We start from the raw sequence: 14,832 nt of genomic DNA, 5'->3' as shown, positions 1-14,832 counted from the left end.
GAAAGCGAAGGAAGGCCGAAGCCCCCGATCACCTGCGTCAATCACAGTGCATCTTAAAAAACTGCCGCGTCTGGTCACACCGGGGGTTGGATACCCGGTTAGGAGCTCGCTAAACATTTTTAGAATCGCCCAGCAAAAAACTGCTTGGTAATCGGCAACTGCTGTGATTTCGGGGAAGCCACAGAAGCTGTATCAAGAAGGGAGCGTAGTCTACCCGAATGTGCCTTTCATCTCAAACCTTGCTCGCTCGTCGGCGCATGCCAATGCAATTGCCAGTCACCCTGGCTCAACCCCGGCAGGTTGGCCACCGCCAGCAATTGCTCGCCACAATACAGCAACGGCAGGCGCGAACGGACGAATGACGGCAGCTGCGACTCGTTGAGCAGGCGCTTCAGATCACGCTGGCCGCGGCCGTTGATTGCCAGGGTTTCGCCGCCCTGGCGGTAGGCAATGTGCAATGGCCCCTGCGGCAACGTGCCGCTGAGGCTGACGCTGCCGTTATGGCTCAACGACAGCGGTTTGCCCGGATTCGGCCACGCCGCCTGGCCGCCTGCAGGGTTCAGCCAATCCCCCTCCAGCCACCAGATACGTGCATTGGCGCGATGCAGCTCACCGTCGGTCAGGCACCACAGTGGCCGTCCGTCGGATGCTGCATCGCGCAGGGCGTCCCAACCGGCCCAGTGACGGCTATCGGGCAAGCGTGTGCGCGGGGCCAGCCAGTACTGCAGGGCGTTGCGCTGACGGGCCGGGGATAGCTGGCGCAGCACCCCGAGGTCCAGCGAGTCCAGGCCTAGCCAGTCGAACGGTGCCGGGGTCGCAGCCTGGGCCAGATCCTCCAGCGCCAGCTCATCGAGCAGGCCCTGGGCTTCGCTCAGGTGCTGGGCGCTGCGTGCCAGGTTTTGCGCCGCTTGCGGCCAGCGCTGCAAGAGCGCCGGGAACACCTGGTGACGCAGGTAGTTGCGGGAGAACTGCGTGTCGTGGTTGGACGGGTCTTCGATCCAGGTCAGGTGCTGTTCCTGGGCGTAGCACTGCAGCTCGTTGCGCGAAACGCCCAGCAACGGCCGCACCAACATGCCCTGCCCTAGCGGCCGCCGCTCGGGCATCGCGCTCAGGCCACGCAGCCCGGCACCGCGCAACAGGCGAAACAGCAGGGTTTCAGCCTGGTCTTCGCGGTGCTGGCCGGTCAGGAGGATTTCGCCGGGACACAAGGCAGTGCGGAAAGCGGCGTAGCGCGCATCACGGGCGCCCTGTTCGATGCTGGCGCGGGGGGCGACCTGCACACGGATGACCTGCAGTTCGACGCCCAGATCGTCGCACAGGCGCTGGCAATGATCCGGCCAGGCATCAGCCGCAGCTTGCAAGCCGTGGTGGATGTGAATGGCGCGCAGTGGAGGCAAGGTTTGCTGGCGGGACAGGGTTGCCAGCAAGTGCAGGAGGACGGTGGAGTCCAGGCCGCCGGAGAGGGCGATGCACCAGGAGGGGGCGGTGAACCAGGGGGACAGCCTTGAGTAGAGATCGAGCATCGGGTAGACCTCTTTTACGAGTGCTGCGCACTCGTTCGCTGGCAAAGCCAGCTCCCACAGGTCAGGCAGTGAATCCAATTCCTGTGGGAGCGGGCTTGACCCGCGATTGTCAGATCAGAGCCCGTAGCTCATCAGACGGTCATAACGGCGCTTGAGCAGCGCGTCGTTGTCGAACTTCTTGAGCATGTCCAGTTGCTCGATCAGCTCGCCGCGAACGCTGGCGGACATCTTCGCCGGATCACGGTGCGCGCCGCCCAGAGGCTCGGCGATGACCTTGTCGACGATACCCAGGCCTTTCAGGCGCTCGGCAGTGATACCCATGGCTTCGGCAGCGTCCGAGGCCTTTTCGGCGGTCTTCCACAGGATCGAGGCGCAACCTTCCGGCGAGATCACCGAGTAGGTCGAGTACTGCAGCATGTTCAGCTGGTCGCAGACACCGATGGCCAGTGCACCGCCGGAACCACCTTCACCAATTACGGTGGCGATGATCGGGGTTTTCAGGCGGGCCATGACCCGCAGGTTCCAGGCAATGGCTTCGCTCTGGTTGCGCTCTTCGGCGTCGATGCCTGGGTAGGCACCCGGGGTGTCGATGAAGGTCAGGATCGGCATTTTGAAACGCTCGGCCATTTCCATCAGGCGGCACGCCTTGCGGTAGCCTTCAGGGCGCGGCATGCCGAAGTTGCGGCGAACCTTCTCGCGCACTTCGCGGCCTTTCTGGTGGCCGATGACCATCACCGGCTTGTCGTCCAGGCGGGCGATACCACCCACGATCGCGGCGTCATCGGAGAAGTGACGGTCACCGTGCAGCTCGTCGAACTCGGTGAAGATGTGCTCGATGTAGTCCAGGGTGTACGGACGGCGCGGGTGACGGGCCAGGCGGGCGATCTGCCAACTGGTCAGGTTGCCGAAAATGCTTTCGGTCAGGGTGCTGCTCTTGTCTTGCAGACGGGCGATCTCATCGCCGATGTTCAGCGAGTTGTCATTGCCAACCAGGCGCAGCTCTTCGATCTTGGCTTGCAGGTCAGCAATCGGCTGTTCGAAATCCAGAAAATTCGGGTTCATAGGCATCCGTCTTGGGTCTACGGCCAGGCGGCCGGCCGGTTGATCCGTTTGGCGCCCTACCTTAAGGGATCGGGCGCATTCAGGTCGAGATTAAAAATTCATCGATATTGCAAAAAGACGTTCTCACGTCCGAACTGGTCACGCAGGGCTTGAATCAGGCCATCGGCAGGGTCGATACGCCAGCTTTCGCCGAACTGCAGCATGGCCTTGGCATCGCTGCCGGTGTATTCCATGGTGATCGGGCAGGCGCCGCGATGACGCTTGAACAGCTCACCCAGCCAGTTCAGGCGGTCGCCCTTGAGGGCATCGGTGTGCACCTTCAGGCGCAGGCTTTCGGCCAGGTTGGTGCGGGCATCTTCCATGCTCATCACCCGCTTGACCCGCAGGCGCAGGCCGCCGGAGAAATCATCGTTGCTGACCTCGCCTTCAACCACCACCATAGCATCGGTCTGCAGCAGCGCCTGGTTGGCCATGAAGGCGTCGGCAAACAGCGAAGCCTCGATCCGCCCGGAGCGGTCGTCGAGGGTGACAAAACCCATCTTGTCGCCCTTCTTGTTCTTCATGACGCGCAGGGCAATGATCATCCCGGCGACAGTCTGGGTGTCGCGTGCAGGTTTCAGGTCGATGATGCGCTGGCGGGCAAAGCGGCGGATCTCGCCTTCGTACTCGTCGATCGGGTGACCGGTCAGGTACAGGCCCAGGGTGTCTTTTTCACCACGCAGGCGCTCCTTGAGGGTCAGCTCGCGGGCCTTGCGGTGGTTGGCGTAGACGTCGGCATCCTCTTCGACGAACAGCCCGCCAAACAGGTCGGCGTGACCACTGTCGGCAGTACGTGCGGTCTGCTCGGCCGCCTTGATCGCCTCTTCCATCGCGGACAGCAGCACTGCGCGGTTGCGGTCGATGTTGGCCTGGTAGGCCTTGAGTTCATCGTGGAAGTACGGCCCCAGGCGGTCCAGCGCGCCACTGCGGATCAGCGCGTCGAGGGTGCGCTTGTTGATGCGCTTGAGGTCGACCCGCTCGCAGAAGTCGAACAGGTCCTTGAACGGCCCCGTCGCGCGGGCTTCGACGATGGCCTCGACTGGCCCCTCGCCCACGCCCTTGATCGCGCCCAGGCCATAGACGATGCGGCCGTCGTCATTGACGGTGAACTTGAAGTCGGAGGTGTTCACATCCGGCGCATCGAGGCGCAGCTTCATGCTGCGCACTTCCTCGATCAAGGTCACGACCTTGTCGGTGTTGTGCATATCCGCCGACAGCACCGCGGCCATGAACGGCGCCGGGTGGTGGGTCTTGAGCCAGGCGGTCTGGTAGGAGACCAGGCCATAGGCGGCGGAGTGGGATTTGTTGAAGCCGTAACCGGCGAATTTCTCTACCAGGTCAAAAATGTTACCGGCGAGGTCCGGATCGATGTTGTTGCTGGCACAACCTTCGATGAAACCGCCGCGCTGCTTGGCCATTTCCTCGGGTTTTTTCTTACCCATGGCCCGGCGCAGCATGTCCGCACCGCCGAGGGTGTAACCGGCCATCACCTGGGCGATCTGCATCACCTGTTCCTGGTACAGGATGATGCCGTAGGTCGGGGCCAGAACGGGCTTGAGGCCTTCGTACTGGTAGTCCGAATGCGGGTAAGCCAGTTCGGCACGACCGTGTTTACGGTTGATGAAGTCGTCAACCATGCCCGATTGCAGCGGGCCGGGACGGAACAACGCCACCAGTGCGATCAGGTCTTCGAGGCAGTCGGGCTTGAGCTTCTTGATCAGCTCCTTCATGCCCCGCGATTCAAGCTGGAACACCGCCGTGGTTTCAGCTTTTTGCAGCAGGTCGTAGGTCTTTTTGTCATCCAGCGGGATGAAGTCGATGTTCAGGTCATCCAGGCCTTTCTTGGCCTGTTCGCGGTTGATGGTTTCCATCGCCCACTTGATGATGGTCAGGGTCCGCAGGCCCAGGAAGTCGAACTTCACCAGGCCGGCGGCCTCGACGTCATCCTTGTCGAACTGGGTGACCAGGCCGCCGCCCTCTTCATCACAGGCGATCGGCGAGAAGTCGGTGAGCTTGGTCGGCGCGATAACCACACCACCGGCGTGCTTACCGGTACCCCGGCAGACGCCCTCGAGCTTGAGGGCCATGTCCCAGATTTCCTTGGCGTCTTCGTCGCTCTTGAGGAAATCGCGCAGGATCTCTTCCTGCTCGTAGGCTTTTTCCAGGGTCATGCCGACTTCGAAGGGGATCATCTTCGACAGGCGGTCAGCCAGGCCGTAGGACTTGCCCTGCACCCGCGCCACGTCACGCACCACCGCCTTGGCGGCCATGGTGCCGAAGGTGATGATCTGGCTCACGGCGTTGCGCCCGTAGGCGTCGGCCACGTATTCGATTACCCGGTCGCGACCGTCCATGCAGAAGTCGACGTCGAAGTCGGGCATCGATACCCGTTCCGGATTGAGGAAACGTTCGAACAGCAGGTCATAAGCCAGTGGGTCGAGGTCGGTAATCTTCAGCACGTAGGCGACCAGCGAGCCGGCACCCGAACCCCGGCCCGGGCCGACCGGCACGCCGTTGTTCTTGGCCCACTTGATGAAGTCCATAACGATCAGGAAGTAACCGGGGAAGCCCATCTGGATGATGATATCCAGCTCGAACTTCAAGCGGTCGAGGTAGACCTGGCGCTTCTCTTCGTAATTCGGCGTGGTTTCTTTCGGCCACAGTACCGCCAGACGTTCTTCCAGGCCTTCGTGGGAAACGTGGCGCAGGTAGTCGTCGATACCCATGCCGTTGGGCGTCGGAAAGTCTGGCAGGAAGTGCTTGCCCAACTGCACCTGGATGTTGCAGCGCTTGGCGATCTCGACGGTGTTGGCAATCGCCTCGGGCAGGTCGCTGAACAGCTCGGCCATTTCCTCCGGGCTTTTCAGGTACTGCTGGTCGCTGTAGTTACGCGAACGGCGCGGATCGTCCAGGGCCCGGCCTTCACCGATGCACACGCGGGTTTCGTGGGCGTCGTAGTCGGACTGCTTGATAAAGCGTACATCGTTGGTCGCCACCAACGGCGCGCCCAGCTTGTCGGCCAGGGCCACGGCGGCGTGCAGGTATTCTTCGTCACCGGCGCGGTTGGTGCGCTGCACCTCGACGTAGAAGCGCTCCGGGAACATCTGCAGCCAGTCGCGCAGCAGCGCTTCGGCTTCATCCGGGTTGCCATTGAGCAACGCCATGCCGATGTCGCCTTCCTTTGCCGCGGACAGGGCAATCAGCCCCTCGCTGGCCTCAACGATCCACTGGCGCTCGATGATCACCAGACCATTGCGCTGGCCATCGACCCAGCCGCGGGAAATCAACTCGGTAAGGTTGCGGTAGCCCTTGGCGTCCATGGCCAACAGGCAGATGCGCGACAGCGGTGCATCCGGGTCGCTGTTGGCCAGCCACAGGTCGGCACCGCAGATCGGCTTGATACCGGCGCCCATGGCGTTCTTGTAGAACTTGACCAGCGAGCACATGTTGCTCTGGTCGGTAACCGCGACCGCCGGCATGTTCATCGCCGCCAATGCCTTGGCCAGCGGCTTGATCCGCACCAGGCCATCGACCAGCGAGTATTCGGTGTGCAGGCGAAGATGAACGAAAGAAGCCGACATGATGATCCTATAGCAGCACAAAACAACAAGGCCCGGATTGTACCGGGCCTTGATCAAAACAACAGCCAGTGCGGGGCGATCCTGACTACTGACGCCCGTCGCGTCCGGTCAGACCTCGGCAAACCCGCCGTTGATGGCATCGCGGGCTTCGAAAGCGGCACGCACGGGTGCGAACGAGCGCCGGTGAATCGGCGTCGGCCCCAGGCGCGCCAGGGCTTCGAGGTGCACCGGGGTCGGGTAGCCCTTGTGCCCGCCGATGCCGTAGCCGGGGTAGATCAGCTCGAACGCCGCCATCTCGCGGTCACGGGTGACCTTGGCCAGGATCGACGCCGCCGCAATGGCCGGCACCTGGCTATCGCCCTTGACCACCGGTGCCGCCGGCACCGACAGCTGCGGGCAGCGATTACCGTCGATCAGCGCCAGTTTCGGCGTGACGCTCAGACCTTCGACTGCACGCTGCATGGCCAGCATGGTGGCGTGGAGGATATTGAGCTGGTCGATTTCCTCGACCTCGGCGCGGGCGATGCAGAAGCTCAGGGCTTTTTCACAGATTTCGTCAAAGAGCTTTTCACGCTTGGCTTCGGTGAGCTTTTTCGAGTCGTTGAGCCCCAGAATCGGCCGCTGTGGGTCGAGAATCACCGCAGCGGTCACCACCGCGCCGCACAGCGGGCCACGGCCCACTTCGTCGACACCGGCGACCAGGTCCTCGACCAGGTTGAAGTCCAATCCCATTTGCATCTATCGGTTTTCCAGCAGGGCCAGCACCGCGTCAGCTGCCTGGTTCGAGGCATCGCGGCGCAAGGTACGGTGAATCTGGTCAAAGCCTTCGGTCTGCTGCACACCGCCATGCACCAGCGGCGCCAGGGTCTGGGCCAGCGCTTCGGCGCTGGCCGCTTCCTGCAGCAACTCGGGCACCAGCATGCGCTGGGCCAGCAGGTTGGGCAGCGACACGTACGGGCTTTTTACCAGGCGTTTCAAAATCCAGTAGGTCAGCGGGGCCAAACGATAGGCCACGACCATTGGCCGCTTGAACAGCAAGGCTTCAAGGGTCGCAGTACCGGAAGCGATCAGCACCGCATCGCAGGCGGCCAGGGCCTGGTGCGAGCGACCGTCAAGCAGGGTCACCGGCAAGTCGCGGCCCTGGAGCATCTGCTCAAGCTGGGCACGGCGTTCGGCATTGGCGCACGGGGAAACGAAACGCACCCCCGGCACCAGTTCGCACAGGCGCTGGGCGGTATCGAGGAACAGCGCACCCAGGCGGCCAACTTCGCCGCCACGGCTGCCCGGCATCAACGCCACCAGCGGCCCCTCAGCCAGGCCCAGCTGTTCGCGCGCAGCGGCACGGTCAGCGTCCAGCGGAATGCTGTCGGCCAGCGGATGGCCGACAAAGCGTACCGGCACACCCTTCTCTTCATAGAATTTGGCTTCGAACGGAAACAGCGTGAGCATCAGGTCGCAGCCTTCGCGAATCTTCAGCACGCGCTTCTGCCGCCAGGCCCAGACCGAAGGGCTGACGTAATGCACGGTCTTGATCCCGGCCTTGCGCAGGTTCAGTTCGATATTGAGCGTGAAATCCGGGGCATCGATACCGATAAAGACGTCCGGACGCTCGGCGATCAGGGTCTGGATCAGTTCCTTGCGACGCTTGAGCAGCTCGCGCAGGCGCCCTAGCACCTCGACCAGACCCATCACCGCCAGGCGCTCCATGGGGAAGTACGAGCTCAGGCCTTCAGCCTGCATCAACGGCCCACCCACACCAATGAAGCGTACTTGCGGATGACGCGCCCTGAGCGCGCGCATCAGCCCGGCGCCGAGAATATCGCCGCTGGCCTCACCGGCCACCAGCGCTACACAAAGCTCGGCCATATCAGCGGGTGATGCCGCGAGTGGAGTTCTGGATCGACTTGAGGAACACGTCGACTTCAGGGAACTGGGTAGCCGGCTCGACAAGCTCGGCAATCGCCTGCTCGACGGTCAGGCCCTGGCGATAGACCACCTTGTAGGCCCGGCGCAGGGCGTGAATGGCGTCTTCGCTGAACCCGCGACGGCGCATGCCCTCGAAGTTCATGCTGCGCGCTTCAGCCGGGTTGCCGAACACGGTGACGTAGGCCGGTACATCCTTGCCGATCGCCGTGCCCATGCCGGAAAAGCTGTGGGCGCCGATATGGCAGAACTGATGCACCAGGGTGAACCCGGAGAGGATCGCCCAATCGTCGACATGCACATGGCCAGCCAATGCAGTGTTGTTGACCAGGATGCAATGGTTGCCAATGACGCTGTCGTGACCGATATGGGCATAGGCCATGATCAGGTTGTGATCACCCAGGGTGGTTTCCGAGCGGTCCTGCACGGTGCCACGGTGGATGGTCACGCCTTCGCGGATCACGTTGTGATCGCCAATCACCAGGCGTGTGGCTTCACCCTTGTACTTGAGGTCAGGGGTGTCTTCGCCTACCGAGGAAAACTGGTAGATGCGGTTGTGCCGACCGATGCGGGTCGGCCCTTTGAGAATCACGTGTGGACCGATGACGGTCCCCTCGCCGATCTCGACTCCGGCACCGATGATCGACCAAGGGCCTACCTCGACTCCGTCGGCGAGCTTCGCCGATGGATCGATGATTGCCCGAGGGTCAATCAAACTCATAGTTTGCGTTCCGCGCAGATGATCTCGGCCGAGCATACCGGCTTGCCGTCGACCGACGCCTGGCACTCGAACTTCCAGATCTGGCGCTTGCAGCTGATGAACTTGGCTTCGAGGATCAGCTGGTCACCCGGCAGCACCGGCTGGCGGAAGCGCAGCTTGTCGGAACCGACGAAGTAGTACAGGGTACCGTCCGCAGGTTTGACGTCGAGCATCTTGAAGCCGAGGATGCCGGCCGCCTGGGCCATGGCCTCGATGATCAGCACGCCCGGCATGATCGGATGCGCCGGGAAGTGACCATTGAAGAAAGGTTCGTTGATGCTGACATTCTTGTAGGCACGAATGCGCTGGGCCTCGACGTCCAGTTCCACCACCCGGTCCACCAGCAGGAACGGGTAACGGTGAGGCAGGTATTCGCGAATCTCGTTGATGTCCATCATTTCGGGGGGAAGCCTGTAGTAAAGATAGGGAGCGCCGGTTTTCACACGGCGCTCCTTTAGCAAATCAAAGAGTCAGTCTAGGGCTGTTCACTCTTGATCAGGAAATGGTATCAGCCTTCTGATGAAGCTTTATCGCCGGAGGTCACGGCGGCGAGACGCTTTTCCAGCTGTTGAAGGCGTTTTGACATCTCGTCCAGCTGGCGAATTCGTGCGGCGCTCTTGCGCCACTCGGCCAGCGGCTGCATCGCCGTACCGGAAGAATAGGCGCCTGGCTCGGTAATCGAGCGCGTCACCATGGTCATCCCGGATACGAAAACGTTGTCGCAGACATCGATGTGTCCAACCATGCCGACACCGCCGGCAATGGTGCAGTGCTTGCCGATCTTGGTGCTGCCGGAAATTCCGACACACGCCGCCATCGCCGTATGATCGCCGATCTGCACGTTGTGGGCGATCTGGATCTGGTTGTCGAGCTTGACCCCGTCACCGATGCGGGTATCGGCCAGAGCGCCGCGGTCGACCGCGGTGTTGACGCCGATCTCGACATCGTCACCGATGCTCACACCACCGATCTGGGCGATTTTCTGCCAGACGCCTTTCTCGTTGGCAAAGCCGAAGCCTTCGCCACCGATCACCGCGCCCGACTGAATGACCACTCGCTTGCCGATACGCACGTCGTGGTACAGGGTCACCCGCGGGGCCAGCCAGCCGCCCTCGCCGATCACGCAACGCGCGCCGACGAAACACTGGGCACCGATGGTCACGCCCGGGCCGATCTGCGCACCGCTCTCGATCACTGCACAGGCACCCACACTGGCGCTGGCATCGACCTGGGCATCGGCGGCAACCACGGCGCTGGGATGAATTCCCGCTACAGCCCTGGGCTTTGGATCGAACAGGTGGGAGATGCGCGCGTAGGCGAGGTACGGATCGGGAACGATCAGGGCGTTACCGGCAAAACCCTCGGCGTCGGCCGGCTTGAGCAGGATCGCTGCCGCGTGGGTTTCAACCAGGTACTTGCGGTACTGCGGGTTGGCGAGAAAGCTCAACTGCCCCGGCCCGGCTTCCTGAAGGGTCGCCAGGCCAGTGATTTCCAGCTCCTCGGGGCCACTCAGGGTGGCGCCGAGGAACTCGGCCAGCTGACCGAGTTTCATGGTCACGGTCATGATCAACGGGACTGATTCATGCGCTCGATAACCTGGCGGGTGATGTCGTACTGAGGTTTGACATCAATGACCGCGCCACGCTCGAGAACCAGGTCGAAACCGCCTTTCTTGATCACTTCTTCAACCGCGCCATCCAGCTTCGGCTTCAGTTGTTTCAGCATTTCGCGATCAGCCACGGCCTTGGACTCGTTCAGCTCCTTGGACTGGAACTGGAAGTCACGGGCTTTCTGCTTGTATTCAAGCTCCAGGCGCTCGCGCTCAGGCTGGGCCATCTTGTCGCCACCGGCACGGATCCGGTCGGCAATGCCCTTGGCGCTGCTTTCCAGGTTCTTCAGCTTGGTCAGCTGCGGGCCGAATTTCTTCTCGGCATCGACTGCGTACTTCTTCGCCGCGTCCGACTCGAGCAGAGCCATTTGATAGTTCAGCACGGCAACTTTCATTTCGGCGAAAGCCGGGGTTGCGATCAGGGTCGCAGCCAGTACTGCCAGTTGAGTCAACTTACGCACGATGCACTCCTACAGAATCCGTTGTCGTTAGCAAGGGGCAGACCTTAGAAGGTCTGACCCAGAGAGAATTGGAACACCTGGGTATCGGCTTCGTCCGGCTTCTTCACCGGCATTGCCAGGCTGAAGCTCAACGGACCGAGCGCGGTAATCCAGGTCACGCCCAGGCCGACGGAGCTGGCCAGACCCGACAGGCCGACCTTCTCGCAGTTCGGCTTGGAACCGCAGTTGGTGTCGAAAACGTTACCCACATCCCAGAAGACCGAGGTGCGCAGCGAGCGTTGGTCCTTGACGAACGGCAGCGGGAACAGCAGCTCCACACCACCCTGGACGAGGACGTTACCACCGAACGGCAGCGGATCCTGGTCCGGGTCTTCAATGGTACCGGGCTTGTTGCCCTTGCTCGGGGTACTGCGTGGGCCCAGGCTGCTGTCCTTGAAGCCACGTACCGAGTTGAAACCGCCGGCATAGTAGTTCTCGTAGAACGGCAGACCGGAGGTCGAACCGAAGCCATCACCATAGCCCAGCTCGGTGTGCAGGCGCAGGGTGTAGTCGTTGGTGATCGGCTTGAACAGCTGGCCACGGTAATCCAGTTTGAAGAACGACAGGTCACTACCCGGAGTGGTCGCTTCCAGCACCAGGCTTTGCGAGTGACCACGGGTGGCCAGCACGCCCTTGTTCAGGGTCGACTCGGACCAGCCGGCCGAGGCCTTGAAGTTCAGGTACTTGTCGCCTTCCTTGTCGACGAAGTCAAAGATCTCGTCAACGGTGTACTTGCCGGTCTTGATCTCGTCCTGCTGTACGGTCAGGCCGAAGGTCAGGCGCGAGGTCTCGCTGATCGGGTAGCCAACACTGACACCGGCACCCAGGCTGTCAACCGCATAGCTGGCCACGTCGACGTCGAGGTCATCGTAGTCGGTGGTGCGATAGAAAGCGTTGTAGCCCAGGCTGACGCCATCGGCGGTCCAGTAGGGGTCAACGAAGCCGAAGTTGTAGCGGCTCTGGTATTCACTGCGGGTCAGACCGATGGAAACCTTGTTACCGGTACCGAGGAAGTTGGTCTGGCTGATCGAACCACCGAGGATCAGGCCGGCGCTCTGGGCGAAACCGACGCTGGCGGTGATCGAACCGGAAGCTTGTTCTTCAACGCTGTAGTTGACGTCGACCTGGTCGTCGGTGCCCGGTACGGCCGGGGTCTCGACGTTGACTTCCTTGAAGAAGCCCAGGCGCTCCAGACGGGTCTTGGACTGGTCGATCAGGTAGGTCGAAGCCCAGCCGCCTTCCATCTGGCGCATTTCACGACGCAGCACTTCGTCTTCGGACTTGGTGTTGCCGCGGAAGTTGATGCGGTTGACGTAGGCACGCTTGCCCGGGTCGACCACGAACATGATATCGACAGTGTGGTCATCGTCGTGCGGCTGTGGCACACCGTTGACGTTGGCGAAGGTATAGCCTTCGTTACCGAGACGGCGGGTGATCAGCTCGGAGGTGGTGGTCATCACCTTGCGCGAGAACACCTGGCCTGGTTGGACCAGCAGCAGCGACTTGATCTGGTCTTCCGGCACCTTGAGGTCACCGGAGAGCTTGACGTCACGTACCGTGTACTTCTCGCCTTCGTTGACGTTGACGGTGATGTAGACGTGCTTCTTGTCCGGGGTGATCGACACCTGGGTGGAAGCGATGTCCATGTTGATGTAGCCGCGGTCCAGGTAGTAGGAACGCAGACGCTCCAGGTCACCGGAGAGTTTTTCGCGGGCGTACTTGTCATCGTTCTTGAAGAACGACAGCCAGTTGGTGGTCTTGAGCTCGAACAGGCCGATCAGGTCTTCATCGGGGAAGACGGTGTTGCCGACCACGTTGATGTGCTGGATCGCAGCGACAGTGCCTTCGTTGATCTTGATCTTCAGGCCCACGCGGTTACGCGGTTGCGGCACCACCTCGGTGTCGACCTCGGCCGAGTAGCGGCCCTGGGCAACGTACTGGCGTTGCAGTTCGTTGCGCACACCTTCAAGGGTGGCACGCTGGAAGATCTCGCCTTCGGACAGACCGGACTGCTTCAGACCTTTCATCAGGTCTTCGGTGCTGATCGCCTTGTTGCCTTCGATCTCGATGCTCGAAACCGAAGGACGTTCGACCACGGTAATGATCAGGACGTTGCCGTCCCGGCTCAGTTGGATGTCCTGGAAGAAACCGGTCTTGAACAGGGACCGGGTCGATTCCACCAGGCGCCGGTCATCGGCCTCATCGCCGACGTTCAATGGCAAGGCACCAAAAACGCTGCCCCCGGAAACCCGCTGCAGACCATTGACACGAATATCGGAGATGGTGAAGGACTCGGCGTGAACTTCAGCGATCATCAGTACGGCGAGAACCGCAGTTAGCAGCAGACGTTTCATGAAGTCCTTTCTTATTCCAACTGGCAATAAACGACCCACCGCGGGACGCGGCAGGTTCGCAATTGAGCGAAGCTTTACAGTCGACCCAAATCGTTGATCAGGGCAAGCAACATCACCCCGACTACCAAACTGATACCGATCTGGATCCCCCAACCTTGCACCCGATCCGAAAGCGGACGACCACGCGCCCACTCGATCAGGTAGAACAGCAAATGCCCCCCATCCAGTACAGGAATGGGCAGCAAATTAAGAACCCCCAGGCTAATGCTCAGGTAGGCGAGGAAATTCAGGAAATCCCCAACACCGGACTGGGCCGAAGCGCCCGCCACTTTAGCAATGGTTATCGGTCCGCTCAAGTTTTTTACCGAGAGCTCGCCGAACAGCATTTTCTTCAGCGATTCCAGGGTCAGGACACTCATGTTCCAGGTCCGCGAAAGCCCCTCCCCTACGGCCTCGAGCGGCCCGTAACTGACTTCGCGAAGCATGGCATCTGGCCACTTCACCGCTTTGACCCCGGCACCGAGATAACCCGTGGCCGATTTGCCTTCACCGCGGCTGGCCAACGTCACCGGCAGCTCCAGCGGCGCCCCGTCACGCTCGATGCGCAGGACGATCTTGCTGCCAGCCCGGCCACGTACGGTATCGACCACTTGCTGCCAGTTGTTCAGCGCCTGACCATCGAGCGCCAGCAAACGGTCACCGGTTTTCAACCCGGCAGCATTTGCCGGCCCCTTCGGGTCGAGTTCAGCCAGCACCGGCGGCAATACCGGGCGCCACGGGCGCAAGCCCAGCGAGCGAATCGGGTCCGGATCGTCGGCGCCCTTGAGCCAGTTATTGAGGGTCAGCACGTGCGGGCTGTCAACGGACGCGCCCTCCTCGCGCACACTGATGTGCAACTGGCCGCTTTCACCCAGACGGCGGATCAGTTGCAGGTTGACTGCCGCCCAGCCACTGGTTGGCTTGCCATCAATGGAAACAATTTCCTGGCCAGCTGTGAGCCCGGCCACTTCGGCGATACTCCCCGCCTCGACCGCACCGATGACCGGACGCTCCTGCTGGGTGCCGACCATGGCCAGGACCCAGAAGAAGAAAAACGCCAGGAGAAAGTTGGCCACCGGGCCCGCGGCAACAATCGCGATGCGCTGGCGCACGGACTTGCGGTTGAACGATTGCTCGACCTGATCGCGCGGCACCTCGCCTTCGCGCTCGTCGAGCATCTTCACGTAGCCGCCCAGCGGAATGGCCGCCACCACGAACTCCGTGCCATGGCGGTCATGCCAGCGCAGCAGCGGCATGCCGAAACCGACGGAGAAACGCAAAACCTTGACGCCGCAACGCCGGGCCACCCAGAAGTGACCGAATTCGTGAAAGGTGACCAGCACACCCAATGCCACCAGGGTGCCGATAATCATGTAGAGCGCACTCATGTCTTTCTCCGAATGACGTTCAGCGGCACCGGGCCTGACGCACTGATGCGCCAG

Annotated in this window: 11 protein-coding genes; all 11 read right to left on the bottom strand. The window is 61.7% G+C overall.

Annotated elements, in window-relative coordinates; translation table 11 throughout:
* Positions 1 to 227 precede the first annotated feature (227 nt).
* On the bottom strand, positions 228 to 1,523 hold the full coding sequence (gene tilS / locus LOY45_RS05845; protein ID WP_258578857.1) for a tRNA lysidine(34) synthetase TilS: 1,296 nt from the start codon (positions 1,521 to 1,523) through the stop codon (positions 228 to 230).
* Between the two features lie 114 nt (positions 1,524 to 1,637).
* On the bottom strand, positions 1,638 to 2,585 hold the full coding sequence (locus LOY45_RS05840; RefSeq protein WP_134064008.1) for an acetyl-CoA carboxylase carboxyltransferase subunit alpha: 948 nt from the start codon (positions 2,583 to 2,585) through the stop codon (positions 1,638 to 1,640).
* 98 nt (positions 2,586 to 2,683) lie between these two features.
* Positions 2,684 to 6,205 (bottom strand): DNA polymerase III subunit alpha, encoded by a 3,522-nt coding sequence (dnaE, locus tag LOY45_RS05835; RefSeq protein WP_115088375.1) that lies wholly within the window; start codon positions 6,203 to 6,205, stop codon positions 2,684 to 2,686.
* A 108-nt stretch (positions 6,206 to 6,313) separates the two neighbouring features.
* Positions 6,314 to 6,943: a ribonuclease HII gene (rnhB, locus tag LOY45_RS05830; protein ID WP_115088376.1), complete on the bottom strand. Its 630-nt coding sequence runs from the start codon at positions 6,941 to 6,943 to the stop codon at positions 6,314 to 6,316.
* Positions 6,944 to 8,071: a lipid-A-disaccharide synthase gene (gene lpxB / locus LOY45_RS05825; RefSeq protein WP_115088377.1), complete on the bottom strand. Its 1,128-nt coding sequence runs from the start codon at positions 8,069 to 8,071 to the stop codon at positions 6,944 to 6,946.
* A 1-nt stretch (position 8,072) separates the two neighbouring features.
* Complete coding sequence (gene lpxA / locus LOY45_RS05820; protein ID WP_115088378.1) at positions 8,073 to 8,849, bottom strand: acyl-ACP--UDP-N-acetylglucosamine O-acyltransferase; 777 nt, start codon at positions 8,847 to 8,849, stop codon at positions 8,073 to 8,075.
* Positions 8,846 to 9,286 carry a 3-hydroxyacyl-ACP dehydratase FabZ gene (gene fabZ / locus LOY45_RS05815; protein ID WP_010224833.1) on the bottom strand — a complete coding sequence of 147 codons (441 nt, stop codon included), beginning with the start codon at positions 9,284 to 9,286 and terminating at the stop codon, positions 8,846 to 8,848. Before fabZ ends, lpxA begins: the two co-directional genes overlap by 4 nt.
* Before the next feature lie 110 nt (positions 9,287 to 9,396).
* Complete coding sequence (gene lpxD, locus LOY45_RS05810; protein ID WP_115088379.1) at positions 9,397 to 10,452, bottom strand: UDP-3-O-(3-hydroxymyristoyl)glucosamine N-acyltransferase; 1,056 nt, start codon at positions 10,450 to 10,452, stop codon at positions 9,397 to 9,399.
* A gap of 2 nt (positions 10,453 to 10,454) precedes the next feature.
* Positions 10,455 to 10,958, bottom strand: coding sequence for an OmpH/Skp family outer membrane protein (locus LOY45_RS05805; protein ID WP_038996736.1), 504 nt, complete (start codon positions 10,956 to 10,958; stop codon positions 10,455 to 10,457).
* Between the two features lie 44 nt (positions 10,959 to 11,002).
* Positions 11,003 to 13,351 carry an outer membrane protein assembly factor BamA gene (bamA, locus tag LOY45_RS05800; RefSeq protein ID WP_258578856.1) on the bottom strand — a complete coding sequence of 783 codons (2,349 nt, stop codon included), beginning with the start codon at positions 13,349 to 13,351 and terminating at the stop codon, positions 11,003 to 11,005.
* Between the two features lie 74 nt (positions 13,352 to 13,425).
* On the bottom strand, positions 13,426 to 14,778 hold the full coding sequence (gene rseP / locus LOY45_RS05795; RefSeq protein ID WP_115088381.1) for an RIP metalloprotease RseP: 1,353 nt from the start codon (positions 14,776 to 14,778) through the stop codon (positions 13,426 to 13,428).
* Positions 14,779 to 14,832: the final 54 nt, after the last annotated feature.

Origin of the sequence: Pseudomonas wadenswilerensis, from assembly GCF_024749185.1 — a bacterium.
Lineage (GTDB): Bacteria > Pseudomonadota > Gammaproteobacteria > Pseudomonadales > Pseudomonadaceae > Aquipseudomonas > Aquipseudomonas wadenswilerensis.
Note: the sequence above shows the minus strand (reverse complement) of the source record. Positions and strands in the feature narration are given on the sequence as shown.